Source organism: Kribbella sp. NBC_00359, assembly GCF_036097425.1.
Classification (GTDB): domain Bacteria; phylum Actinomycetota; class Actinomycetes; order Propionibacteriales; family Kribbellaceae; genus Kribbella.
In genome coordinates this window covers 790,607-815,423 of the sequence record NZ_CP107975.1, presented here as the reverse complement: position 1 = coordinate 815,423, position 24,817 = coordinate 790,607, and the positions used below count along the sequence as shown (strand labels likewise).

Below are 24,817 nucleotides of genomic sequence, written 5' to 3'. Positions count from 1 at the left end.
GAGGATGGGACTACGAAGGGCAGCCCCGGCCATCCCGGGCCAGGCCCGACCAGTACGGTGTTGGTTTTCTAGATGGGAGTGTCGACAGGTGTCGGACACGAAGGCCACCAAGGCTCGGACCGCCGAGCAGATCGAGGCGGACATCGCCGCCACCCGGGCGCGCTTGGCCTCGACCGTGGACGAGCTGGTCGACCGCGCGAACCCGAAGAACGTCGCCCTGCGGCAGGTCGAGCAGGCCAAGGCCCAGGTGTTCGACGAGAGCGGCCGGCTCCGCACCCAGAAGATCGTCGCGGTCGGCGGCGCCGTGGTCGGCGTGCTCGCCGTCCTGCTGCTGATCCGCCGGCTGGTGGGTCGCCGGTGACTTCTCGCAAGCGGCTCTCCGACGACAAGCTGCCGATCCGGATGCTGCACGACCGGGTCCTGGTCTCGCTCGAGGCCGAAGGTGAGCGCAAGTCGTCGGCCGGCATCCTGATCCCGGCCACCGCGCAGATGGGCCGCCGGCTCGCCTGGGCGAAGGTGGTCGCGATCGGTGCCAACGTTCGCACCGTCGAGGTCGACGACCGGGTCCTGTTCGACCCGGAGGACCGGGCCGAGGTCGAGGTCCGCGGCGACGACTACATCCTGCTCCGCGAGCGTGACCTGCACGCCGTCGCGGCCGGCCGCCTCGAGGACGGCCAGACCGGCCTTTACCTCTAGTCCAGCTGGTAGAGCCGCCGGGCGTTGTCCCGGCCCCACAGCGCGGCAACCCGCACGGCGTCCTCGGCGGACCAGTCGCCTTGGTCGACGAAGCCGCCGAGCACAGACGCCACCGCGCGCCGCCACAGCGTGGCGCCGAGGAAGTGCAGCTCGGCCGGACCCCACGCGTCGGAGGAATAGAGCAGCTTGGCGTACGGCGCCAGCTCCAGACCCTCCGCGAGTACGGCGGCTGCGCGGGCTCCGACGTACATAGTGGTGAGGCCGAGGTCGAAGCTCACGTGCGGGAAGGCGTGCGCGAGGTAGCCCGCCTCGCGGTGGAACGGATAGCAGTGCAGCAACACGACCTGCGTGCCCAGTGGCTCGACCTGGCGGAGCCACTCGGTCAGGAGCAGCGGAGTGGTCTTGTGCAGGTTCAGGTCCGGGTCACCGAAGCCGACGTGCAGTTGTAGCGGCAGACCGCGGCGTGCGCCGGTCCAGAGCAGCCAGCGGAGGAGCACCGGGTCGCTGACTCGCGCCGGCCCATCGGCGTACCAGCGCTCCAATGCGGTGGCGACTTCTGCAGCAGTGGGCTCGGCCGGATCAAAGTCGAAGCCATGGCGGTAGGCCACGATGCTCTTCAGCCCGACCGCATCGGCAGTCCGCTCTTCCAGCCGTCGCTCCAGCGCATCCGGTACGGCGGTCACGGTGGACTCGTGTGCGGCGACGTACTCGAGCTCTGACTCCAGTCGGACCACCTCATGCGCGCGAGCCCCGCTCAGCTTGGCAAGTTCGTCCACACCGGTCACAGCGTCGCCGAGGTAGCCGGTGTCGACCAGGTAGTCGCTCACGCCGGCTGCGCTGAGGAAGAGCCGGCTCAGTGAGGCCTCGTCGTGCTGTGCGCGTGCGGCCAGATAGTCGTCGGCCGACGCGTGCGGCTCGAGTCCGAGCAGAGGAGCGCAGTGCTTACGGATGGCGAAGCCCAGTTGGGAATCGAACGTCGACATCCACGCCGGGACCGGACGGTCCGACTCGGTGATCAGCTGCTCGAAACCCGCCCGGTCGAGCGGACCCTTCGCTACGCCGTGCACGTGGTGGTCCACCAACGGCAGGCTCGCCAGGTGGTCAGCGAGCAGCATGGCCGGCCAACCGGAACCGCGACGGGACCGTGCGCTCGCCCAGTACCAGATCGCGGACGAACGCGCCGATCAGCGGCACGAACTTGAAGCCCTGGCCGCAGAACCCGACCGCGACCGTGATGGGACCGGCCCGGTCTATGACGAAGGTGTCCGACGGTGTGTTGTCGTACAGACAGCTGATCGCCGTCGACTTCCGCGCATCCAGACCCGGGAACCAGTCCTCGACGTACCGCAGCAGCTCGGCATCCCGCGCCGGCTCCACCGCGAAGTCACGGGTGTCCGGATCGACTACGGGACCAGTGCCGTGCAATCCGACCTTCACGCCAGAGCCCGGCTCGTAGAGCCCGTAGCTGAAAGGACCGGAGTGCACAAAGCTCGGCCAGTCCAGGTCGTCCGACACCGGTGCGAAGAACCGCGGCTGCTCCTGCGTCACAGTGAACGCCGGCAACGGCACCAGTCCGGTCAGCAGCTTCGGAGCCCACGACCCAGCCGTCACCACCACCTGCCGCGCCCGCACCGCACCACCCGGTACGTCGAGCTCCACCAGCCCGTCGTGGATCCGCAGCGCTCGCACCGGCGACTGCACTCGGAACTCGGCGCCCAGCCGTGTCGCCACCGACTGCAGCGCCTTGACAGTCCGGTCGGCGTACAACCGTCCCGAACCGGGCTGATACAGCACCGGTGTCTCGAACCGGAACCCCGGCCAGCGCTCCGCCGCCGCTGCCGGCGTAAGCACCTCGCCGGTTGCCGCATGCAACGACCGGAACGCCTCGACCGTCGCGTCGTCCACACCATGGTCGATCCCGCCGGTCACCTCGAAGAGTGTCTCGCCCGAGTCCGCCTCCAGCTCGCGCCACAGCGGTCGCGCCTGCTCGGTGAGCCGTGCCACCTCCGCGTTGTCCGCTGCCGGTCGGAAGAGGCGCGTGCCACCATGTGATCCGCCTCGGTCGTGCCCGAGCGTGTACTGCTCTAGTACGACGACCTCACGCCCGGCCGCCGCCAGAGCACGAGCCGCGGCCGACCCCATCGCACCTGCCCCCACCACAGCCACGTCGTACGTCATCGCTCACCCCTTCGCGCGCCCCTCGCTGTCGTACCGGGCGTGCATCAAGCCTTCCACCACCTGGTGGTCAGTGCGCGCCGAATCGTGCAGCGCGGCCATCGTGCCCACCCGATCGCCTTCGGTCCGGTTCTGACCCATCTTCACCTTCGCGATGACCTGGTCGACCCGCAGGGTGAACGCCTGCAGCTCCGGCAGCAGATCGGTGGTGCGGTCCCGCGCCCACTCGTCCACCCGCCACCGTGCCTTCGGATCGCCTGGATTCAGCGCCTGCTCGTGATCCTGGACCAGCCGCATCAGATGCGCCCGTACGGCGTCCGGATCGTCGAGAGGGACCGCCTGTCCACGCAACTCGATCGCTACGAAGTTGTACGTCGGCAGTCCGCGGCTGGCGTACCACGCCGGGCTGACGTAGACCGACGGCCCGACCACGCTGACCAGGATCCGCGCCTGCTGACGGATCGACTCGGCGAACGGATCCAGGCCGGCCACGTGCGCGACGATCCCCAGTCCGTTTGCGGCGTCCCGGCGTACCTGGACCGGGACGTGGGCGATCCGCAGTTCGGGCTCGTCGGCGATCAGGGTGGCGAAGGGGTGGGCCTCGATCAGCCGGGCGACCTCGTCGAGGTCGGGCTCGGCGTAGTCCGGATCGACGTACATGCGTACTCCGTTCGGTTGCTCGACGCCCCGAGTATCCGGGACGCCGTCCGAACGGGCTTCGTGGCTTGCGACAACATCACGCCACCCGAGTCGTGCTCAGGGCCGAGCGGCCGGGCTTCAGAAGCTGTTCGGGCCGAAGCGGAAGATCGCGAGGACGACGGCCAGGATCAGCACGATCGCGTTCAGGACCATCGGCTGCGGCTCCTTGCGGCGGCCGTGGGTGATGATCGCGCCGACCATGATCACGCCGAGTCCGGTCGCGGCGAGCGGGACCAGGATCGGGGCGATGTCGAGGGCGCCGGGAAGGATCAGCCCGAGTGCGCCGAGCACCTCGGCGGTGCCGATCAGCTTGATCGTGCCGGCGGAGAAGTCCTGGACCCACTGCATGTTCGGGTTCGCCAGCAGCTTGCGCCGGCTCTGGGTCAGCTTGGTCGCGCCGGCGGCGAGGAAGAAGGCGGCCAGGATCCCGGCGACGATCCACAGAAAGATGTTCATGTCCTACTCTCGGTCACTAGTTGATGCGTCAACCCAAAGGTAGACCGGTTGACTTGAAGCGTCAACTAAGCGGGTAAAGTGTGCTCATGGCGGGCGAGACGCGGTGGTTGGAGCCGGACGAGCTGGCGGCGTGGATGTCGCTGGCCGCCCTGATGTTCAAGCTGCCCGGCGTGCTCGACTATCAGCTGCAGCGGGACTCCGGGCTGACTCACTTCGAGTATCTGGTGCTCGCCGGACTGTCCGAGTCACCCGGGCGGTCGCGCCGGATGAGTGACCTGGCCGGGTTCGCGAACGGATCGCTGTCCCGGCTCTCGCACGTGGTCAAGCGGCTCGAGCAGCGCGGCTTCGTCGAGCGCCGACCGGCCGAGGAGGACGGCCGGATCACCGTCGCAAGGATTACCGACGCCGGCTACGAGATCCTGGTCGCGGCGGCGCCCGGTCACGTCACGACGGTCCGCGAGTACGTCATCGACGCCCTCACGCCGGAGCAACTGGCTCAGCTGAAGGTCATCGCGGACCAGCTCCTCGCCAAGGTCGACCCCGGCAGGCCCTGCTGATTTCTCGCTGATTTCTCACGGGGTTCTCGCGAGGTTCTCGCGGTGTGAGCGCCCGGCGTCGGTGCGGCCGGCGGGCGAGGGAGAATGTCGGGGTGATCTTCGAGACCTCCAGCCGGTTGCCCGATTTCCCGTGGGACAAGCTCGCCCCCTACAAGCAGAAGGCGGCCGAGCATCCCGACGGCATCGTCGATCTGTCCATCGGCAGTCCGGTGGACCCGGTGCCGGACCTGGTGAAGAAGGCCCGGGCGGACGCGGCCGACGCCCCGTCGTACCCGACCACCCTCGGTACGGCGTCCGCCCGGCAGGCGGCCGTTGACTGGATGGCCCGGCGACTCGACGTCACCGGAGTGGACCCGGAGACCGGCGTACTGCCCGTGATCGGTACCAAGGAGCTGATCATGCTGCTGCCGACGCTGCTCGGCATCGGCGCCGGTGACACGGTCCTCATCCCGGACCTGGCGTACCCGACGTACGAGGCCGGTGCGGCGCTGGCTCGTGCCCACAGCGTGCCCGTTGCGGACCCGACGACCTACGACGGCCGAGTCCGGGTGGCCTACTTGAACTCCCCGCGCAACCCGTCCGGTGAGATCACCTCTGCCGACGATCTGCGTCGTGCGGTCGAGTGGGCGCGGGCGAACGACGTACTGCTGGTCAGCGACGAGTGCTACACCGAGTTCGGCTGGGACGAGCGGCCGGTGTCCGTGCTGCATCCGGACGTGTGCGGCGGCAGCTTCGACAACCTGCTCGCGGTGCACTCGCTGTCGAAGCGGTCCAACCTTGCTGGGTACCGGGCTGGGTTTGTTGCCGGTGACACCACAGTTGTTGCTGAGCTGCTCGCCGTACGCAAGCACGCCGGTCTGATGGTGCCGTCGCCGATCCAGGCCGCCATGGCTGCTGCCTTCGCGGATGACGTACATGTGGAGGAGCAGCGGGCCCGCTACCTGCGCCGCCGCTCGGTCCTGCGCGAGGCACTGACCGACGCCGGCTGGGACATCACCCTGTCCAACGGCGGTCTGTACTTGTGGGCTTCGCATCCGTCGTACGACGCCTATGGCTCGGTGGGGGCCCTGGCCGACCTCGGCATCCTCGTCGCCCCCGGAGCCTTCTACGGGACCGCCGGCGCCCGCCACATCCGCGTTGCCCTCACTGGCACCGACGAGCGCATCGATGCAGCGGTGAAAAGACTGCAGGAGTGACAGAACTTCCCCGATGGGTGTGACGTCTTCTTGTGTGACTGCCTCTTATGTGGGTAGGTGAACCCAAGGAGGGGGAGGCATGCATATGAGGTCGCGTTCTATCGGGGTGGTTGCGGTACTGCTGCTGGGGGTTGTGGTGCCGGTCGGCTCCGCGCAGGCGGCTGATGATCCGTCTGTGACGCCGGGAGTCGCCGAGGCGACGACTCCGGCTGTCGAGCCGACCACTCCGTCTGTCGAGCCGACCACGACGCCGCCTGCTGAGGTTGAGACGCCGTCGCCTCCTGCGGCTGAGGAGCCAACGCCCACACCGACGCCGACACCAACACCAACGGCGGCGTGGTCCATCACGCTGAACCAGCCGGCTGCCTCCTGGGAGGACAAGCCGACGGTGTTCACCGGGAAGATCAGCCAGCCGATCACCGGCTCGTACATCACGCTGTGGCAGCGCGTCCCGGGCGCGTGGGTGCTGCGCGGGTCGACCCGCACCACGGCCGGTGGGGTCTACACGTTCACCTACACCTCGGCGTACACCGGCACCTGGGCGTTCCGGACCATGATCGGGGTGAAGGACACGACGGCGCTCGCGATCTCGGCGTACCGGACCGTCCCGATCCAGGACCGCAAGATCGTGATCAACACCCCGGCGGCCTGGTACGCGACGCTGACCGGTGTGTCGGTCACCGGCCGGATGACGCCGGCGGAGCCCGGCAAGGAGCTCGCGCTGCAGGACTACCTCGGCAGCGGCAAGTGGCGCCTGCTGAGCATCGCCAAGATGGATGCGGCGGGCAACTTCCGGCTCCGGGTCCCGGACGACGTCCCGTCCACCCGGACCGTGCGCGTGCTGACCCGCTACGTCAGCCAGCCCGCGATGGAGTACTCCGGCCTCGCCAAGATCGTGATCAAGGCCGCACTGAACCCCAAGGTGTACGCCGTCTCGGCCGCAATGGTGCCGAATACGTACCGGGCCGGGTGCCCGGTCAAGCCGTCGTCGCTGCGGTTGCTCCAGCTGAACTACTGGGGCTTCGACGGGAAGGTGCACCGTGGTGAGCTGATCCTGCGAGACGCCGCGGTGTCGAAGATGATCACGGTGTGGACCTCGACGTTCACATCCAAGTTCCCGATCCGGCAGATGCGGCGGGTGGACGTGTTCGGGGGCAGTGACGTCAAGTCGATGGCGGCCGACAATACGTCGGCGTTCAACTGCCGCCGGGTCACCGGTGATCCGTACTCGCTCTCGCCGCACTCCTATGGGTGGGCGATCGACATCAACACCGTGGAGAACCCGTACCTGGCCGCGAACGGCGTCTGGTATCCGTCGAACGGGCTCGCGTACCGCAACCGCTCGGTGTCGCGTCCCGGCATGCTCTTCGCGAGCAGCGTCGCGACCAAGGCTCTGGTTGCCCAGGGCTACTTCTGGGGCGCCGGCTGGGCCAAGCCCGACTACCAGCACTTCGAGCCGAAGTGAAGACTGTCGTAGTTGCTGGGCTGTCGGCGCTGTTGCTGGCGGGCTGCAGCTCTGGGTCACCGTCGGTGCCTCAGGCTGCTCCGACAGCGGCAACCCCGATTCCCAGCACTGTGGGCGGCACTGTGCCAGTGCCCACCAACACGTTGAGCACGGCGAAGCCCACCGACGCCGCGGTGCCGCCTGAGCTACCAGAGCAAGCAACCGCACCACCGCCGGCCACTGCGGGACCGCTGAGTGCCCGCAACCTCCCGGCGCCCGAGAAGCTCGGTTCCGGCTGGAAGACGTACGCCGACCCGGGCGGTGCCGAGGCGGGATTCCTGGGCAACAACACCTGGACCCGCAAACGCGACCCCCACCAGGCAGCCTTCGAAGCCCTACCGTCCGGCTGCTCCGGTGCTCCGGTAACCGGCTCCCTCCCAGTCCCGCAGTACGCCCTGGCCGGCACCTACCGAACCGCCGACGCCCTCCCCGCCACGGCCCTGCTGCTCCGCTTCGCCAACTCCACCAACGCCAAGGCCTACTACGACGGCTACCACGCCCGCATGACCGCCTGCGGCACCGGCGGCGACCTCTCCGTCAAGCAACTCTGGTCCGACAACACCGCAACCGCCGCCACCCGCACCTACGCCGGCGCCGAGTCCTACGTAGACATCTCCACCCTCCAAGGCGCCACCGTCGCCCTCCTGGCCACCACCTCCCCCCACCCCGAAACCCAATCCCCCTGGGCCCAATCCGTAATCCCCACCCTCAACTCCACAATCGACACCCCATAACCCCCTCGCCCCTAACCCCCACTCCGGCTCATCCCCACCCCGCCCCGAGCTCACCTCACCCCACCCCGCCTCACCCACCCAGCCCGGTTCACCCGGCCACGCCCCCGTCCCGCCTCACCGTGCCGTCCCACCCGGCTCATCCACCCGCGCCCGGTTTCGCCCCCGCTAGGCCCGCTCCCGCTTCACCGTGCCAGCCTCACCCGGCTCCTTCAGTCCGCCCGGTCCACGCCGCCCGGCTCTTCCCATCTCCCCACCTCATCCACCACCTCAACCGAGCTCGGCTCGCCCCCGCTCGCCCTCGCGGCTCATCTCACCCCACCCCCACCTCGCCTCGGCCGTCCCGCCTGGTCGCCAGCGCACCCGCCTCACCCCACCCCCACCTCGCCTCGGCCGTCCCGCCCGGTCGCCAGCGCACCCGCCTCACCCCGGCGCCGCAGGCGCCGTGCTCTTCAACTCGAGCGAGAAGTTGTATTACCTTTCAGTATTGCTTGTCCTACACTCCGGTTATGGGTGATTTCGACCGGTATGCCCGCCTGACCGCGGACCTCGACGCGCCGTACGCGGTGATCGACCTCGGCGCGTTCGGCCGCAACGCCGACGACCTGGTCCGCCGCGCCGCCGGCACGCCGATCCGCGTCGCGTCCAAGTCGGTCCGCTGCCGCGCCCTGATCACCGCCGCACTCGAGCGCCCCGGCTTCCACGGTGTGATGAGCTACGCCCTCCCGGAAGCCCTCTGGCTCGCCCACAACGGCGTCGACGACATCCTCATCGGTTACCCGACAACCCATCGCACCGCCCTGCGCGCCCTCGCCAAGGACTCCGAGGCAGCCGCCCGCATCACCCTCATGATCGACTCACCCGACCACCTGGCGTTCATCAAGTCGGTCACCGCAGGCGGAGCGCGCATCCAGGTCTGCCTCGACGTCGACGCGTCCCTCCGCGTCTTCGGCCAGCACCTCGGCGTACGCCGCTCACCCCTCCGAACCCCCGCCGACGTCGCCGCACTCGCCCGCATAGTCGCCGCCGACGACGCCTTCGAACTGGCCGGCGTGATGTTTTACGAGGCCCAGATCGCCGGCCTCCCCGACACCTCACCCGCCGTCCGCTGGGTGAAGCGCCGCTCCGCCGCCGAACTCGCCGACCGCCGCGGCGCGGTCGTCGACGCGGTCAAGCAGTACGCGCCGCTTCGGCTAGTCAACAGCGGCGGCACCGGCAGCCTCGAGGTCAGCAGCGCCGACCCGGTAGTCACCGAGGTCACCGCCGGCTCCGGCCTCTACGGCCCCACCCTCTTCGACAAGTACGACGTCTTCCAGCCGGAACACGCGGTCGCCTACGCGCTGGACGTCGTACGGCGTCCTGCCCCACGGATCGCCACACTCTTCGGCGGCGGGTACGTCGCCTCCGGCCCGGCCAAGAAGTCACGCCTGCCATCGCCGGCCTGGCCGTCCGGATTGAAGCTGTTGGGCACAGAAGGTGCCGGAGAAGTGCAGACTCCGGTCCTTGGGAGTTCCGCCGATGCGCTGCATCTTGGAGACAGAGTTTGGATGCGCTATGCAAAGGCGGGCGAAATGCTGGAGCGATTCGATGTCATACACGCGATCGACGGCGACGAGCTGACCGACCTCACCACCTACCGAGGCGAGGGGAAGAACTTCGGATGAGCACCTGGCGGAACTGGGCCGGCACCGAGTCGGCCACGGGGGTCGAGATCCTCCGCCCGTCGTCGACCGACGAGCTCGCCGCAGCGGTGAAGTCCGCCGCCGAGCAGGGCAAGAAGCTCAAGGCCGTCGGCTCCGGGCATTCGTTCACCGGCTGCTCCGTCCCTGAGCAGGTGATGATCCGGATGGACGGCCTGTCCTCGATCATCCATGCAGACAAGGATTCCGGGCGCGTCACCGTCGGCGCCGGCACCGGCCTGCGCAAACTCAACGCCGGCCTGGCCGCCTTCGACCTCGCGATGGCGAACCTCGGCGACATCGACAAACAGACCATCTCCGGCGCGATCTCGACCGGCACCCACGGCACGGGCGCCCGTCTCGGCGGCCTTGCGACACAGGTCGTAGCCCTCGACCTGGTCACCGCCGACGGCTCGATCCTGCATTGCTCAGCCGAGGAGAACCCGGACGTCTTCGCCGCAGCCCGCGTCTCGGTCGGCGCCCTCGGTGTGATCAGCGCCCTCACCCTCCAGTGCGTGCCGGCCTTCCTCCTTCGCGCCCAGGAGATGCCGCTTCCGCTGGGCGATGTCCTCGACGGTTTCGATGAATTTGCCGACAGCAACGATCACTTCGAGTTCTACTGGTTCCCGCACACCGACATCGCGCTGACCAAGCGCAACGACCGCGTCGGCTCCGGCGTCGGCCCGTCCCCGGTCGGCCGTGTCCGCGGTTGGGTAGACGACGAACTCCTGTCCAACAAGGTCTTCGAGCTGACCAACCGACTGGCGGTCCGACGAGCAAGCCTGGTTCCCCGGATCAACCGCATCGCGTCCCGCGCCCTCTCGGCCCGCGAGTACGTCGACGCGTCGTACAAGGTCTTCTGTTCCGAACGCAACGTGGTCTTCCGCGAGTCCGAGTACGCCGTACCCCGGGAGAACGTGGTCGACGTCATCCGGCGCCTCCGCGACTGGATCGACACCTCAGGCTCGCGCATCCCGTTCCCGATCGAGGTCCGCGTCGCCGCCCCCGACGACATCTGGCTCTCCACGGCGTACGGCCGCGACACCGCCTACATCGCCATCCACCAGTACCACCGCCTGCCCCACGACCCGTACTTCCAGGCCTTCGAACGCATCGTCTCCGACTACAACGCTCGTCCCCACTGGGGCAAACTCCACACCCTCACCGCCGAAGACCTCCGCACCCGCTACCCCCGCTTCGACGACTACCTAGCCGTCCGCACCCGCCTGGACCCCCACCACACCTTCGAGAACCCCTACACCCGCCAAGTCTTCGGTTAAACCGTGTCCCACATCGGCGGCTTCCTGTTCGGGCACGGATGTTCACGAGGTAGTGCGGCGGGAGCTAGCCTGCGGACATGAACTCTGTGGAGCGGCTCGAGCCTGTAGTCGAGGACTGGCAGAAGGCATTGGCGGTGGTCGCGCATCCGGACGACCTGGAGTTCGGGTCCGCGGCGGCGATCGCGCGGTGGACCGGGCAGGGAAAGGAGATCGTGTACTGCCTGCTCACCTCCGGCGAAGCCGGCATCGACGGCCTCGCGCCCGCCGAATGCGGCCCGCTGCGAGAAGGTGAACAGATCGAGTCCGCGCGGATCGTCGGCGTCTCGACGGTCGAGTTCCTCGGTCAGCCGGACGGCACTCTCGAGTACGGCGTTGCGCTCCGCCGGGTCATCACGGACGTGATCCGCCGGCACCAGCCCGAGATCGTGATCACCAACAACTTCCGCGGGACCTGGGACGGCGACGTACTCCTCAACCAGGCCGACCACATCAACACCGGCCACGCCACCCTCGACGCTGTCCGCGACGCCGCCAACCGCTGGATCTTCCCCGAAGCCGGCGACCGCTGGGGCGGCGTACGCCAGGTCTGGGCCGCCGGCTCCCCACAGGCTCGCCACGCCGCGGACACCACCGACACCTTCGACATCGGCGTCAAATCCCTCAAAGCCCACAAGGCCTACATCGACGGCCTCAACTGGCCGCACTTCGACCCCGAAGAATTCCTGGAAGGCACCTCCCGCCCCGCCGGCACCCTCCTAGGCACCAAATACGCCACCCGTTTCGAGGTCTTCACCCCCTAACCGACACGCACAACCGTCGCACGGCTCTCCCTACGCGCTGGGGGGTCAGCCAACAGAAAGCCGGCGTCGCCGACGAGCGACGCTACTCATCGGGGACGCCACAGTCGCCCACGAGCGACGCTACTCATCGCGGACGCTGGAGCCGCCCACGACTGACGCCGCTCATCGCGGACGCCGGAGCCGCCCACGACTGACGCCGCTCATCGGCACGGCCTTGTGCTCGCGGGCGCCGCGGTGCTTGATCGGGATATTTGTGCGCCCCGTCAGTCGCGGGGGAGTTCGAGTGATGCTCGCAGGTGTGGAGGCGCGGGCTTCGGGTGCCGGGGCTCGCGGTCGCCGGAGGTGTCCGGACCAGGCGGGTTGTTCGGGCCGACCCAGGAGCGGACCAAGTCGCGGCCACCCTTTCGCGTCATGCGAAGGAGGTCGATCTGCTGAATCTGGCTGGCGGGGATGCCGAGCTGGGCAAGGCTGCGGTTCGCCATCTCACACGCGCTGTCGTGCTTCCGCGGCGACAGCTTCTGCTGCAATACGACGGCAATCGTGCCGTCGGGCAGATTCTCAACCCGCTGGAACCGCATGCCCTTGTCCAGGGTGCACGACTTCAAGGCGAGCTCGAGATAGTCGGAGTCGGACAGCCGTCGATCAGTCTGAGCACGAGCAACCACTTCATACAGGGCCATACCCCGATCATCCGCCCCCACCCACCCATTTTCCAGAAACCCACCAGCAGACCCATCCAGGCAGTGCTTCCACTCGGCTGTGCACTCGGCTCGCGGGCTCCAGTCCCGGGTCGGCATCACGCCATCCGCCCCGAGCTCCGCCCCCTCGTCTGCCACCACCACGCAGCCCTCTCAGCTTCCTGCCCTCCGACACCGCTCGCGATCAGATCACGCCCGGCACCTCTCGTCATGCTCGTCGCCGCGCTCAACTCGAACGCCGATCAACGCCGGCGACCGCGGCCGGCTCTCGGCACCAACTCCGTGGGGAAGGGCTCACGGGTGGCCGCTGGTGGCCGAGCCGGCCGACCCGCTGCGGGATGCCGCGGCCTGGCTCCCGTCGTACTCCAGCTGTAGGTGAGGGCTCCGTGGGCGGTTCAGATCAGCCCGCCCGCTCGTATCTACCTCCGGTACTTGGAAGGGTTTGGCGAGGGTGGCGCCGTGCGCCGTGCGCCGCGCGCCGTGCACCTGGCGCCGCTCGCCGGTTGTGCTGTGGCTGCGCCCGGGAGGTTGGCGGCTGTCTATGCCCCCGGCCCGGGGCGGCATCGTGCTCTTCCCGAGGCGCGCTTCGGGGGCTGTCCGTGGCGTGGCTGTGGCGGGGAGGCTGGCGGCTGTCTATGCGCCCCGACCCGGGTCGGCATCGTGCTCTTCCCGAGGCGCGCTTCGCGGGCTGCCCGTGGCGTGGCTGTGGCGGGGAGGCTGGCGGCTGTCTATGCGCCCCGACCCGGGTCGGCATCGTGCTCTTCCCGAGGCGCGCTTCGCGGGCTGCCCGTGGCGTGGCTGTGGCGGGGAGGCTGGCGGCTGTCTATGCGCCCCGACGCGGGTCGGCATCCTGTTCTTGCCGAGGCGCCCTTCGCGGGCTGTCCGTGGCTGGCTTCGGCCGGGGAGGTTGGCCGCTGTCACGCGCCCCGCCCGGGTCGGCATCGTGGTCTCCCCGAGGCGTCCCTCGGGGGCGGGCTGTCCGTGGCGGGTTTCGGCCGCGAGGCTGGCGGCTGTCTACCCGCCCGACCCGGGTCGGCATCGTGGTTTTCCCGAGGCGCCTCGCGGGCTGTCCGTGGCGTGGTGTGGGGCTTGGCCGTGGGTCGTCTGGGGGTGGTTAGTGGAGGGCGTCGATGGCTGTGGCTACCTGGGTGGGGCTGGAGATGAGGGTTAGGTGATTGGCGTTCGGGATGAGGGTGGGGGTGGGGGCGCCTATGCGGGTGGCCGTTTCGGTGGGGTTGCCGCCGTCGGTGTCGAGGGCGCCGAAGACTACGGATTTGGGGATCGGGAGGTCGCGGAGATGGGCCAGGCGGTCGGTGGAGACTGCTGGGATTCCGTGGGCTGTCATTTGCCAGATCGCCCTTTCCGCGCCGGGCTGGCGGAAGGGGCGGGTCCACTGGTCGACATCCGGCGCGGGGCAGTCGGGGGCGCAGGCGCTGTTGTAGATCTTGCGGATCAGCGAGTCGGAGCCTAGGACCAGGCGAAGCAGGGTCGTCCGGTACGGCGGGACGATCACGCGCCGCAGCCCGGGACCGCCGCCGGGGAGGGGCAGACCGTCGCCGTCGAGGAACATGATTCCGCCGACGCGAGTCGGTGCCTCCAGCGTGGCCTCAGTGACGACGCCGGCGCCGAGGGAGTGGCCGACGAGGATCGGCCGCGGCTGCCCGGGGCCGCCGAGGTGCATCGCGTCGAGGAAGCCCAGGAGCTGACTGGCGAGATGCTCGATGGTGTACGGCACTTTGCGCTCGCTGTAGCCGTATCCGGTGATGTCGTACGCGTAGACGCGGTGATTGGTCGCCAGCAGCGGTACGAGCCGGGACCAGGTGTCGACTGACTCGGCCGCGCCGTGGACGAGCACCACCGGCGTGCCCGTCGTACCCCAAGTGTCGTAGCGGGTGTTGACGTCGCCGGCCTCGACGAACTTGAGTCCGGGTGGTGGTGCGGCGGTTCCGCCGGTGAAGGCGTTGTAGCCGAGCGATGCTGCTGTGACGATCAGCCAGAAGCCCAGGATGGCCAGCAACGCCCGGCGCAGGAACCGTTTCACAGCCCAAGTCTGACCGCCATCTCAAGCGTGGCGTCTGTGGGTACGGCGATGCCCCGAGACCGCGTGGATGCGACCGGTGGGAAGAGCCGCCGTGGAGTACGCGCGGCGGACTGCACCGCGATCTCGTCGGCGGAGTAGCAGGCCGGTGACGGCTACAGAGGGAGGAGGCGCTGGGATTCGGCGAGGACGGCGGGCGAGGCCAGGGACTGCCAGCGGGGGATTTGCTCCTGGAGGAACGGGCGAAGCTTCGGGGCCAGGGCTGGCGCGTGGTCGAGGACGTCGAGTTCGTTGACGATGGTGAGATCGACGAAATCGCGGAGGTCGGCGGTGCTGAGCTCCTCCGACGTACCGGTGAAGCGGTCGGTGACGGTGTGGTGTTCGGCGAGGTCGCGCCAGGTGGTCTCGCGCTCACAGGAGCCGTAGCGGTAGACGATCAGCTCCGCCTCCGGGCCGATGACGGACTCCAGGACCGGGCGCTCGGTCTGCCAGTCGAACAGGTGGGTGGGGAAACCATCGGTTCCGTACGCCGCGTGGGCGAGGCCGGCCAGGACGAGGGTGTCGGATGCGCCCAGGGTGGTCAGGCGCTTGGCGACCCGATGGAGATGCACGTAGAGGCTTCCGCCCGCGTGCTCGATCTCGTCGGCGCCGCGCACCATCAACAGCGAACCCAAGTCCTCGAAAGTGCTCATCTGACCCCTTCTCGATGCGGAGCGGTCAGGGCCCTGCGGACCGGCCCAGGCACCTAACGGTAAAGCCAACCCCCCACCCCCGCCCACACCTGCGGCGTGCCGTTTCCGTCACACCTAGTTCACTTCTCGTTCGCCCCACAGTGTGCTTGAGCAGGCGCTGCTCAGCGCCCCCCACACCAGCTCCCACCCGAGGACCCCGGCTCACCGACGCGTTCCGGCCGAGGCCCGCGAGTTGCTTGAGTCAGCGCCCGAGCTTGGCCGAGCTACTTCCGAGCCGGAGCGAACGCAGGTGCTCAACACCATCCCAGACGCGGACTGCGGGTTGGTCGCGGCCCTCCGTCCAGGGCGCGCCGCTCCTTCGCGACCCCTGGCCAGCGAGTGCAGAGGCCGAGGCCTGCAGCTGCTGGAGGCCGTGCCGGGCCAGGAGTTCTAGGTGCTCGGGACCGTCTCGGTGGCGGGTTGCGGGTTGGTCGCGGCGCTTCGGGCACGGCGCAGCCGTGGTTCGAGACGGTCGGTCCGGAGAGGGTGGGGAGGTCCGGGCCGGGGGCTGGGGTGCTCATGACCGTGCTGGGTCGAGGCGGTGGGGTTGTGCGGGATCTGCTCGGCTGAGGCGGTGGGGTTGCTGGAGGCCGGGCCGGGCCAGGAGTTGTGAGTGCTCGGGACCGTCTCGGACGCGGGGTTTCGGGTTGGTCGCGGCGCTTCTGGCACGGTGCGGCCGTTGTTCGAGACGGTCGGTCCGGGGAGTGGAGAGGCTCGGGCCGGGAGCTGCTGTGCTCGCGACCGTAGCGGGCCGAGGTAGTGGGACTGCTCGAGGGCGTGCTGGGCCGAGGGGCCGGTCGGGCGTGCTGGGCCGAGGCAGTGGGAATGGTTCAGACGCCCGCGGGTCCAAGGGGGATGCGGTGATTGAGAAGTTGCTGGCCCGTGGGGGTGCGGGTTAGGCGGGGGTGGTGCGGGGTGCGGGGTCAGGAGTTTGCCGGAGAGGGGCCCGGAGTGGGCCCTGAAAGTGGTGGCCGGGTGTTCCGGTGGGGTGGGTGGGGGCGGGACGATTTGGGCATGAGCAACACTGCAGCTCGTTGGACATTGGTGGCGGTCCTCGCTAGTACGACGCTTCTCACTGCCACGGTTACTGGTCGGCTGGCTGCCGGTTCTGAGATGTCACCGCATGGCACTACGGTCAGCCGGGTGTCGGGGCGCTGAGTGTTGCCTTGGGCAACGGTGGGCTTGGCCGGTGGTCGTCCAGGGAAGGTGGACGGCCACCGGCCAAGCCGCTGGGAATCCCGCACGTCTGAGCGGATCGGACCCGGGCGAGCGGGTTGATCCAGACGACCGGGTCGCTGGTCGGGCCCCGTGCAGTGTTTGGGGCGCGGGGTGCTTGGGTCCGGCCCTGTGGTGCGGTGAGCCCGGGGTGGTCGGTTCCCGAGGTGGTGCGGTGAGCCAGGAGTCGGTTCGCGACGTGGTGCGGTGAGCCCGGGTGGTCGGTTTGCGACTTGGTGTGGTGAGTGCCGGTTAGTTCCGCACCCTGGCGCGGCATGCGTGGGGTGGTCGGTTCGCGCCGTGGTGCGGCTTCCCGGGGTGGGTCCCCGTGAGTGGGCGGATGGCGCGGGGTGGTTGGGGCCGCGTGATCGGCTCAGGGCGCGGGTGGTCGGGTGTGCGGGTGGGGGCGGGGTGCGCGGGGGCGGTGGGTGGGGTGCGTACCGCGGTTGGGGCGGGGGCTGGCCGGTGGGGGTTAGTCGAGGTCGGCTAGGGCTTTGCGGGCGGCTTCTAGTTGGGCTTCTAGGGCGGCTACTTTGGCGGCTTGCTGGGCGCGGGCTTCTTCGATGACCTCGTCGATGGGGGTGGAGAGGTCTTCGTGGAGTTCCTTGGCGGCGCGGGAGACGGCGGCGGCTGCGACGGCGAGGTTGCGGGCGAGGAAGGTGGTGCCCTGCTTGAGCTCGGCGTGCCATTCGCCGTCGGCGGTGCCGGTGACGGTGAGGGTCAGCTCCAGGGTCTTGGTCTTCTTGCCGGCCGCCTTCTTGGCGGGAGCCTTCTTGGGCTTCTCCTCGACGGGAGCGGCAGAGGAAGCGTCGGGCGCTGTGCTCTCCGGGGAAGGGACCAAGGCTTCGGGAGTGTCGGCGTCGGTGGACGGCGCTTCTGCTGCCAGAGTGTCTACGGTCATCGTTGCGGCGATCTCCTTCTGAACATCGCCCGCAGTGAGCGGGCTGGCGCTGAGAGTTTATTAGAACACACGTTCGACTCTCCAGCAAACCCAGCCGCGCAACCCCGCCGCGCAAAGTCAGCCGCGCACGCCGACCAGCCTCACCAGGAAGCGGTCGATCTGATCCCGCAACGGCGGAAGGTCTGCCTCCGGCTCGTTGATGCGGATCGAGACCGCGCCGTGTACAGCGGCGCGGAGGTCGAACGCGACCGTGGCGGCGTCGCCGGCCGGCGCGAGGCCGGCGTCCATGCAGCGCTGGACGGCCGCGGTCGCGCGGGTTGAGAGCTCGGCCTTGAAGACCAGATGCATCCGCCGGTTCAGCGTGCTCTCGTGCAGCACCTTGTAGAGGCCGGCGTACTCGCTCGTCCAGTTGGCCAGGAACAGCAGCCGCGCCCGTAGCCGCTCCACCGGATCGTCGCCGCCGCTTGCCTCGGCCTGGTCGAGGTCGCGGATCAGGTCGGCGGTGCATTGCTCGAGCGCGGCGAAGACCAGCTCGTCCCGGTCGGCGAAGTGGATGTACACCGAGGTCGCCGCAATCCCCACCTCGCGGGCGACGGCGCGCAGTGACAGCGCCTCGTCGTCGCCGAGCTCGTTCAGCATCCGCACGGCGGCGTCGATGATGTCGCGCCGCAGCAGTTCCCCTTGTCCCCGGCGATTCCGGCTCCGGGCTGCAGGTGTGGTCGCGTCCATGAATCCCATTGTATTGCAACACACGTTGCCCTACAGTCGTAGCACTACAGCTGTTCACTTAAGGAACGGATGCATGGACCACACCCTCGAACGCAACAAGCAGACCGTCGACGAGATCGGCCTCAACCAGAAGGACTTCGACCAGGCAGCCGGCCTCATCGGCAGCCGCTATGTGCAGCACGGCCCCCGGAGCGCCGACGGCGAGTACGTCGTCGCCCACGTGTACGACGTGATGCAGCCCGTCCCGGACACCGCCGCCAACCAGAACGGGATGTTCTAGTGACCACCACAGAGGTGCCAGTGGACGTACGGCGGTGGTGGGCACTGGCCGCCGTCGCGACCGCCCAGTTGATGATCGGCATCGACCTGACGATCATGAACATCGCCCTGCCGTCCGTGCAGCGGTCGCTTGAGATGTCCGACCCCACGCGCCAGTGGGTGATCACAGTCTTCGCCCTCGGGTACGGCGGTCTGCTGCTGGTCGGCGGCCGGATGACCGACCTGATCGGCCGCAGACGCGCACTGCTCATCGGACTGACCGGCTTCGCCGCTGCGTCGGCACTGGGCGGTGCGGCGATGGGTCCGGAGATGCTGCTCACCGGTCGCGCCCTCCAAGGTGCGGCAGGCGCACTGCTGACCCCCGCGGTGCTGGCGACGCTCGCGGCGTCCTTCCCGCTGCCGGCCGAGCGCGGCAAGGCATTCGGCATCTACGGCACCGCGATGGGCAGTGCCTCGGGTCTTGGTGTGCTGGTGGGTGGAGTGCTCACCGAGTACCTCGACTGGCGCTGGTGCATGTTCGTCAACCTGCCGGTTGCCGCACTGGCCGCCGCCGGAGTTATCTACGCCGTGCGCCCTGTGCCGCGGGTGCCAGGTGTGCGGATCGACGTCGTGGGCGCCGTTCTGGGGACGGTCGGCCTCATGGCTCTCACCTACGGGTTCGCGAGAGCAGAGCCGGATGGTTGGGGTGCGCCCACAACGCTCGGGTCAGTCATAGCTGGAGTCGTCCTGCTCGTTGCATTCATCAGCACCCAGACGCGGGTGAGAACGCCGCTCCTGCCGCTGAGAGTCGTCTTGGATCGCCGGCGCGGCGGCTCGTATCTGGCGGTCTTCAGCCTGGCCATCGGCATGTTCGCCGCCCTGTTCTTCCTGACCTTCTATCTGCAGAACATCCGGCACTACTCACCGGTGCGAGCCGGCGTGAGCTTTCTGCCGCTGACCGTCGGTCTCATGGCAGGAGTGCGCGCGGTGAGCCCGCTACTGGCCAAAGCACCAGTGCGCTCGCTCATCTGCCCAGGACTGCTGACGATCGCGGCAGGACTAGCGCTGCTGGGCCTTCTGCGAGCAGACAGCAGCTACTGGTTCCACGTCCTGCCAGTGTTCTTCCTGGTCGGTCTCGGGACCGGATGGGTGCTGGTCACAGCGAACAGCACTGCCACCCTCGGCGCCGGCCCCGACAGTGCGGTGGCCGGTGCCATGGTGATGACGTCACAGCAGGTTGGTGCATCACTCGGTACGGCGCTGCTCAGCACAGTCGCCGGGACCGTAGCCGCGCACTCCGGGGCTGTCCACGGATTCAACGTGGCCAGCCTCGGTGCGGCTGGGTTCCTGTGCGTCGCAGCGCTCGCGGTCTACTGGGTGCTTTCGGAGCGGTCGCCGGACCACTCCAGGTGGAAGGTGCCTTCACGATCGGTACGCCGGTAGGTGTGCGCTCCGAAGAGGTCGCGCAGACCCTGGATCAGCGCTGCCGGCAACCGCTCCGCCCGCAGTCCGTCGTAGTACGACAGTGATGCCGAGAAGCCTGGTGCCGGTACGCCGACCGCCGCCGCGGTCGCGACCACCCGGCGCCAGGCCTCCTGCCCGTTGGCGACTGCTTCCTTGAAGTAGTCGTCGACGAGCAGCGAGGGCAGATCCGGGTTCCGGTCGTACGCCTCCTTGATGCGGTCCAGGAAGCGGGCCCGGATGATGCATCCGCCGCGCCAGATGGTGGCCATCGCACCCAGGTCGATGTTCCAGTCGTACTGCTCACTGGCGGCCCGGATCGCGTCGAAGCCCTGGGCATACGCGACCAGCTTCGACGAGTACAGCGCGTGCCGTACGTCGTCGACGAACGCGTCCCGGTCCACATCCACCTTCGGCGTGGCCGGCCCCGGCAGTACGCCGGCCGCGGCGGATCGCCGTACGACGTCACCCGACAGGGACCGGGCGAAGACGGCCTCGGCCATGCCGCTGACCGGGATGCCGAGGTCGAGGGCGGACTGGACGGTCCACCGCCCGGTGCCCTTCTGCTCGGCCTGGTCCAGCACGACGTCCACGAACGGGCCGCCGGTCGTCGGGTCGACCTGGCTGAGCACCTCGGCGGTGATCTCGATCAGGAACGACTCCAGGTCGCCGCTGTTCCACTCCAGGAACACGTCCGCCAGCTCGGCCGGGGACAGCCCCAGCACGTGCCGGAGCAGGTCGTAGGCCTCCGCGATCAGCTGCATGTCGGCGTACTCGATGCCGTTGTGCAGCATCTTCACGAAGTGGCCGGCGCCGTCCGGACCGACGTGCACGCAGCAGGGCTCGCCGTTCACGTGCGCGGAGATCTTGGTCAGCATCGGCTCGAGCGCCGCGTACGACTCGGGTGATCCGCCCGGCATGATGCTCGGGCCGTTCAGCGCGCCCTCCTCGCCGCCGGACACGCCGCTGCCGACGAAGTGCAGGCCCTTCTCGCGCAGTGCGGTCTCCCGGCGCCGGGTGTCGAGGAAGTGCGCGTTGCCGGCGTCGACGACGATGTCGCCCTCGTCGAGCAGGGGGACCAGCTCGTCGATGACCGCGTCGGTCGGTTCGCCTGCCTTGACCATGATGATGATCTTCCGCGGCTGCTCGAGCGACTCGACCAGCGCCGGCAGGTCGGTGGCGGGGAAGAACTCGCCTTCGTGGCCGAACTCCTCGATCAGGGCGTCCGTCCGGCTCTGCGACCGGTTGTGGACAGCGACACGGAACCCGTTGCGCGCCAGGTTCCGGGCCAGGTTGCGGCCCATCACCGCGAGGCCGGTGACGGCGATCTGGGCGTTGGCAGAACTCATCGAATCTCCCGCAGTCTCAAGTTGTGTGCCGGGACCCAGTCTGGCCCTCCGCGCAATGATCACGATCAGCGGGCCCGGCCTGCGGACAGGAGGTCGGCTGAGGGCGAGGACCAGATCGCCTACGCTCGGCGGTGTGACCACGCTCAGTTTGGATCCTCGTCGTACGGCGCTCGTCCTGATCGATCTGATGCCGCGGATCGTGGCGCTGGAGACGGCGCCGCTGAGTGGGCCTGAGGTGCTGGAGCGGTGCGTCGCGCTGGCGAAGGCCACGCGATCGGTCGGAGGGCTGGTGGTGAACGTCCGGGTCGAGCGACCGGGCGTCGGCTCCCAGCCCGACGGGAGTGGGTTCGCACCGGAGCTCGCCCCGCAGCCGGGCGACGTGGAGATCGTCAAGGGGACGGTCGGCGCGTTCGGGCGGACCGGTCTGGACGAGGAGCTCCGGCGACGGGACATCGGGACCGTGGCGCTGGCCGGGATCGCGACGAACTTCGGTGTCGAGTCCACCGGGCGCGGCGCGGACGACCTCGGCTACGAGACCGTGTACATCACCGACGCGATGACCGGCCTGGATCAGGACGCCCACGACTTCGCGTTGTCCTACGTCTTTCCGCGCTTCGGCAGCCTCTGCAGCGGGACGGAGTACGTCGCCGCACTAAGCGCGTCCGCCTCCTGAATCGAGATAGTGCAGGCGACGCCAGATCGCCTCGGAGACCTCCGGGAGGAGGTCGTTGGCGTGCTGGTTGAGCTGCCAGTTGGTGTTCTGCGCGCGGTCCACCGCGGCAGAGCATTCGGTCAGCCAGCGTTCCGCGCTCTGTTCGGCCGCGCGTGGCAGGGCGCCGTACATCGCGGCGAGGCCGAGCATGACGCTGTCGCCGAGGACCCGGTTGGTCAGGTCCTGGCCGGTCATGGCGTGGTACTGCGCGATGAACGGCGCGAGCACGGTCAGCGCGCGTGTCCGCGGATGCAGCGACATCCACAGCAGCCGTACCCGCTCCGCCAACCGTCTCACCGCGAAACCTCCTCACGGGCGACGCTACTCGCTCACAACATCTGCGACGATAAAAATCTCCGAGGCCGTGTCGATCCGCGGGCCGCTCGTTCGACCTGGGGGTGCGAGGGCCGAGACGCGGCCCCGTCGGATGAGGAGAACGCGATGGCGCAGTACATGCTGATCATGCGGGGCACCGACGAGTCGAACGCGGCCATGATGGCCAACATCGACGAGATGATGACCGCGACCCGCGTGTTCATCGAGGACATGGCCAAGGCCGGTGTGTACGTCGGGGCCGAAGGGCTGGACGATCCGCGCAAGGGCGTCGTGGTGCACTTCGACGGCGAGGCCCCGGTGGTCACGGACGGGCCGTACGGGGAGACCAAGGAACTGTTCGGGGGCTTCTTCCTGCTCGATGTCGCCTCGAAGCAGGAGGCGGTCGAGTGGGCCAAGCGGGTTCCGGCGGCTCCCGGGTCCAAGGTCGAGATCCGCCGGGTGCCTGGGGAGGACGAGGTTCCGGAGGAGAGCGGGAAGTTCGTCAAGGAAGGCGCCTCGCGCGAGAGCAGCGGCCAGAGCTGATGGACACGGCCGAGGTCGAGGCCGTCTGGCGGATCGAGTCGGCGCGGATCGTTGCCGCGCTGACCCGGTTCACCGGCGATTTCGGGCTGGCCGAGGACGCGGCCCAGGAGGCGGTGGCCGAGGCGCTGGTGTCGTGGCCGCTCTCGGCTCCCGCCAGTCCGTCCGGCTGGCTGATGGCCACGGCCCGGCGGCGGGCGATCGACGCGATCCGCCGCCGGGCCGCGCTCAAGGACCGGTACGCCCTGCTGGCGGCCGACGTGGCGCTCGACTCGGCGGTTGACGAAGAAATCGATCCGGACAGGATCGATGACGATGTGCTGGCGCTGATGTTCGTCAGCTGCCACCCGGTGCTCTCCCGCGAGGCCCGGGTGGCGCTGACCCTGCGGGTGGTCGCCGGCCTGTCCAGCGAGGAGATCGCCCGCGCGTTCCTCGTCCCCGTGCCGACCGTGCAGGCCCGGATCACCCGGGCGAAGAAGACGATCGCGGCGGCCGGGGTGCCGTTCGAGTTGCCGCCGGCCGCCGAGCGCCGGGAGCGGCTGGGCGGCGTACTCAGCGTCATCTACGTGATCTTCACCGAGGGGTCGACGGCCACGTCGGGCGAGGGGCTGCTGCGCCCCGACGTCGCGTACGAGGCGATCCGGCTGGCCCGCACACTGGCCGCGCTGCAGCCGGACGAGCCGGAGGTGCACGGCCTGCTCGCGTTGTGCGAGCTGACGGCCGCGCGCTTCCCGGCCCGGACCAACCCGGACGGCTCGCCGGTCCTGCTCGAGGACCAGGACCGGCGGCGATGGAACATCTCGGCGATCCGCCGTGGGCTGGCCGCGCTGGCCAAGGCATCGACTCGAGGCCTCGGCCCCTACGGCCTGCAGGCCGCGATCGCCGCCACCCACGCGGCGGCGCCCTCGGTCGAGGCAACCGACTGGGACCGGATCGTGGTGCTCTACGAGGCACTCGGCCGGATCGCGCCCTCGCCGGTGGTCGAGCTCAACCGGGCCGTCGCCGTGGCCATGGCCTCAGGCCCGGCGCAGGCCCTGGCCATCGTGGACGAGCTGATCGCCTCGGACCGGCTCCCCGGTTCGCATCTGGTCCCGACTGTCCGCGGTGAGCTGCTGACCCGGCTCGGACGGCGACCGGAAGCGCGCGCCGAGCTGGAGCTGGCAGCCCGGCTGTGCACCAACCAGCGCGAACGCTCAGTACTGCTACGCAAGGCGGCCACGCTGACCAACGAGGTTTAGGCGAACAGGACCGCGTTCTCCCGGACCCATTCCTGCAGCGTCCGCGGCGCGTGCCCGGAGACCCTCGCGACTGTGTCGTTGACCGACGTCTCGTCGATGGTGCCGTCGCCGAAGAAGCCTTCGATCGCGCTCGCGTACGGCGGTGGCATCGACGCGAACAGCGCGTCGTGCGTCTCCGAACGGCTCATCGGGTACGCCGTCAGCGGACGGCCGATGCCTTGGCCGAGGATCTCCACCTGCTCGACCGGCGTGAGCCCGACAGGCCCGGTGAGTCGCAGGACCGAACCGTCCTCCGCACCCTGCAGCGCGCGGACCGCGACGTCGGCGATGTCGCGTGGATGGATCGTGGCGACCGGCACCTCGGGGAACTGGACCCGGACGACGTCGCCCGCGTGCAGTTGGTCGAGCCACCGCAGCGTGTTGGACATGAAGGAGTTCGGCCGCAGGAAGGTCCACTCCAGCCCCGACGCCTTCACCGCCTCCTCGGCCGCGTGGTGATAGGCGGCGACCGCGTTCGACAGATCGGCGCCGTCGAGCGAACTGCTCGACAACAGCACGACCTTCCGAACACCGGCCCGCACGGCGTTGGCCAGCAGTTCCTCGACCCGGTCGTAACCGCTGAGCAGGAAGATCCCCGTGACGCCGTCGAGCGCGTCGACGAACGTGTCCGGCTGGTTGAGATCGCCGTACACCGGCTCGATGCCGTCCGGCAGCGCGGTCTCCTTGCGGACCAGTGCGCGTCCCGCGAGTTGCTCGGCTGCCAGGGATTGCACCACCGCCCCGCCCGCGTTGCCGGTCACTCCGGTGATCAGGATCGTCATCTCGCCCTCCTCGGATCAGCGCGGACAGCGTCCCATAT

General features: G+C 69.1%; 26 protein-coding genes. 14 read left to right on the top strand and 12 right to left on the bottom strand.

All coding sequences use genetic code 11. The features are described 5' to 3' along the window. Positions 1-88: 88 nt before the first annotated feature. Together OG876_RS03850 and OG876_RS03845 are read left to right on the top strand one after the other, a co-directional pair. Positions 89-361 (top strand): DUF3618 domain-containing protein, encoded by a 273-nt coding sequence (locus OG876_RS03850; RefSeq protein WP_328523346.1) that lies wholly within the window; start codon positions 89-91, stop codon positions 359-361. Beyond that, positions 358-696, top strand: a complete 339-nt coding sequence (locus tag OG876_RS03845) for a GroES family chaperonin (RefSeq protein WP_442914097.1) — start codon at positions 358-360, stop codon at positions 694-696. Before OG876_RS03850 ends, OG876_RS03845 begins: the two co-directional genes overlap by 4 nt. Here OG876_RS03845 and OG876_RS03840 read toward each other — a convergent pair. The 4 genes from OG876_RS03840 to OG876_RS03825 all read right to left on the bottom strand — a co-directional run bounded on the left by OG876_RS03840 (position 693) and on the right by OG876_RS03825 (position 4,026). Continuing rightward, positions 693-1,811 (bottom strand): amidohydrolase family protein, encoded by a 1,119-nt coding sequence (locus tag OG876_RS03840; protein WP_328523345.1) that lies wholly within the window; start codon positions 1,809-1,811, stop codon positions 693-695. The two genes, OG876_RS03845 and OG876_RS03840, sit on opposite strands and share 4 nt — an antisense overlap. Next, positions 1,798-2,874 carry an FAD-dependent oxidoreductase gene (locus OG876_RS03835; RefSeq protein WP_328523344.1) on the bottom strand — a complete coding sequence of 359 codons (1,077 nt, stop codon included), beginning with the start codon at positions 2,872-2,874 and terminating at the stop codon, positions 1,798-1,800. Before OG876_RS03835 ends, OG876_RS03840 begins: the two co-directional genes overlap by 14 nt. 3 nt (positions 2,875-2,877) lie before the next feature. Continuing rightward, positions 2,878-3,531 (bottom strand): FMN-binding negative transcriptional regulator, encoded by a 654-nt coding sequence (locus OG876_RS03830; RefSeq protein ID WP_328523343.1) that lies wholly within the window; start codon positions 3,529-3,531, stop codon positions 2,878-2,880. Positions 3,532-3,648: 117 nt separating this feature from the next. Next, complete coding sequence (locus tag OG876_RS03825; RefSeq protein ID WP_328523342.1) at positions 3,649-4,026, bottom strand: DoxX family protein; 378 nt, start codon at positions 4,024-4,026, stop codon at positions 3,649-3,651. 86 nt (positions 4,027-4,112) lie between these two features. Between OG876_RS03825 and OG876_RS03820 the strand changes: the two genes are divergently transcribed. The 7 genes from OG876_RS03820 (at position 4,113) to OG876_RS03790 (ending at position 11,773) form a co-directional block, all read left to right on the top strand. Then, positions 4,113-4,583 carry a MarR family winged helix-turn-helix transcriptional regulator gene (locus OG876_RS03820; protein WP_328523341.1) on the top strand — a complete coding sequence of 157 codons (471 nt, stop codon included), beginning with the start codon at positions 4,113-4,115 and terminating at the stop codon, positions 4,581-4,583. 95 nt (positions 4,584-4,678) lie between these two features. After that, positions 4,679-5,779, top strand: coding sequence for a succinyldiaminopimelate transaminase (dapC, locus tag OG876_RS03815; RefSeq protein WP_328526853.1), 1,101 nt, complete (start codon positions 4,679-4,681; stop codon positions 5,777-5,779). A gap of 85 nt (positions 5,780-5,864) precedes the next feature. Further along, positions 5,865-7,244: a M15 family metallopeptidase gene (locus tag OG876_RS03810; protein ID WP_328523340.1), complete on the top strand. Its 1,380-nt coding sequence runs from the start codon at positions 5,865-5,867 to the stop codon at positions 7,242-7,244. A gap of 128 nt (positions 7,245-7,372) precedes the next feature. Further along, positions 7,373-8,017 (top strand): hypothetical protein, encoded by a 645-nt coding sequence (locus OG876_RS03805; protein ID WP_328523339.1) that lies wholly within the window; start codon positions 7,373-7,375, stop codon positions 8,015-8,017. 506 nt (positions 8,018-8,523) lie between these two features. After that, positions 8,524-9,678 (top strand): amino acid deaminase/aldolase, encoded by a 1,155-nt coding sequence (locus tag OG876_RS03800; RefSeq protein WP_328523338.1) that lies wholly within the window; start codon positions 8,524-8,526, stop codon positions 9,676-9,678. Continuing rightward, positions 9,675-10,973, top strand: coding sequence for a D-arabinono-1,4-lactone oxidase (locus tag OG876_RS03795; RefSeq protein WP_328523337.1), 1,299 nt, complete (start codon positions 9,675-9,677; stop codon positions 10,971-10,973). Before OG876_RS03800 ends, OG876_RS03795 begins: the two co-directional genes overlap by 4 nt. 77 nt (positions 10,974-11,050) lie before the next feature. After that, a complete protein-coding gene (locus OG876_RS03790; RefSeq protein ID WP_328523336.1) occupies positions 11,051-11,773 on the top strand; it encodes a PIG-L deacetylase family protein in 723 nt (240 codons plus the stop codon). Positions 11,774-12,036: 263 nt separating this feature from the next. On the opposite strand, the gene OG876_RS03785 is transcribed toward OG876_RS03790, so the two are convergent. The 5 genes from OG876_RS03785 to OG876_RS03765 all read right to left on the bottom strand — a co-directional run bounded on the left by OG876_RS03785 (position 12,037) and on the right by OG876_RS03765 (position 18,085). Further along, the gene (locus OG876_RS03785; protein ID WP_328523335.1) at positions 12,037-12,453 is read right to left on the bottom strand and encodes a hypothetical protein; all 417 of its coding nucleotides are present in this window, start codon (positions 12,451-12,453) and stop codon (positions 12,037-12,039) included. 1,132 nt (positions 12,454-13,585) lie between these two features. Then, positions 13,586-14,512, bottom strand: a complete 927-nt coding sequence (locus OG876_RS03780; protein WP_328523334.1) for an alpha/beta fold hydrolase — start codon at positions 14,510-14,512, stop codon at positions 13,586-13,588. A gap of 152 nt (positions 14,513-14,664) precedes the next feature. Then, positions 14,665-15,201: a DUF6817 domain-containing protein gene (locus tag OG876_RS03775; RefSeq protein ID WP_328523333.1), complete on the bottom strand. Its 537-nt coding sequence runs from the start codon at positions 15,199-15,201 to the stop codon at positions 14,665-14,667. 1,726 nt (positions 15,202-16,927) lie between these two features. Then, entirely contained in the window at positions 16,928-17,356 is a 429-nt protein-coding gene (locus OG876_RS03770) for a DUF6319 family protein (protein WP_328523332.1), read from the bottom strand. Between the two features lie 117 nt (positions 17,357-17,473). Then, positions 17,474-18,085: a TetR/AcrR family transcriptional regulator gene (locus tag OG876_RS03765; protein WP_328523331.1), complete on the bottom strand. Its 612-nt coding sequence runs from the start codon at positions 18,083-18,085 to the stop codon at positions 17,474-17,476. Between the two features lie 73 nt (positions 18,086-18,158). Between OG876_RS03765 and OG876_RS03760 the strand changes: the two genes are divergently transcribed. Next, positions 18,159-18,365, top strand: a complete 207-nt coding sequence (locus OG876_RS03760; protein ID WP_328523330.1) for a hypothetical protein — start codon at positions 18,159-18,161, stop codon at positions 18,363-18,365. After that, positions 18,365-19,786: an MFS transporter gene (locus OG876_RS03755; RefSeq protein ID WP_328523329.1), complete on the top strand. Its 1,422-nt coding sequence runs from the start codon at positions 18,365-18,367 to the stop codon at positions 19,784-19,786. Before OG876_RS03760 ends, OG876_RS03755 begins: the two co-directional genes overlap by 1 nt. On the opposite strand, the gene gndA is transcribed toward OG876_RS03755, so the two are convergent. Further along, on the bottom strand, positions 19,714-21,153 hold the full coding sequence (gndA, locus tag OG876_RS03750) for an NADP-dependent phosphogluconate dehydrogenase (protein ID WP_328523328.1): 1,440 nt from the start codon (positions 21,151-21,153) through the stop codon (positions 19,714-19,716). The two genes, OG876_RS03755 and gndA, sit on opposite strands and share 73 nt — an antisense overlap. Before the next feature lie 133 nt (positions 21,154-21,286). On the opposite strand from gndA, the gene OG876_RS03745 reads away from it, so the two are divergent. Then, positions 21,287-21,826: an isochorismatase family protein gene (locus OG876_RS03745; protein ID WP_328523327.1), complete on the top strand. Its 540-nt coding sequence runs from the start codon at positions 21,287-21,289 to the stop codon at positions 21,824-21,826. Here the strand turns inward: OG876_RS03745 and OG876_RS03740 are convergent. Continuing rightward, complete coding sequence (locus OG876_RS03740; RefSeq protein WP_328523326.1) at positions 21,806-22,162, bottom strand: hypothetical protein; 357 nt, start codon at positions 22,160-22,162, stop codon at positions 21,806-21,808. The genes OG876_RS03745 and OG876_RS03740 overlap by 21 nt on opposite strands. A 144-nt stretch (positions 22,163-22,306) precedes the next feature. Between OG876_RS03740 and OG876_RS03735 the strand changes: the two genes are divergently transcribed. Beyond that, positions 22,307-22,723 (top strand): YciI family protein, encoded by a 417-nt coding sequence (locus OG876_RS03735; RefSeq protein ID WP_328523325.1) that lies wholly within the window; start codon positions 22,307-22,309, stop codon positions 22,721-22,723. After that, positions 22,723-23,958 carry an RNA polymerase sigma factor gene (locus tag OG876_RS03730; RefSeq protein ID WP_328523324.1) on the top strand — a complete coding sequence of 412 codons (1,236 nt, stop codon included), beginning with the start codon at positions 22,723-22,725 and terminating at the stop codon, positions 23,956-23,958. The genes OG876_RS03735 and OG876_RS03730 overlap by 1 nt, the downstream gene beginning before the upstream one ends. On the opposite strand, the gene OG876_RS03725 is transcribed toward OG876_RS03730, so the two are convergent. Beyond that, complete coding sequence (locus OG876_RS03725; RefSeq protein WP_328523323.1) at positions 23,955-24,779, bottom strand: NAD(P)H-binding protein; 825 nt, start codon at positions 24,777-24,779, stop codon at positions 23,955-23,957. The two genes, OG876_RS03730 and OG876_RS03725, sit on opposite strands and share 4 nt — an antisense overlap. Between the last annotated feature and the right edge of the window lie 38 nt (positions 24,780-24,817).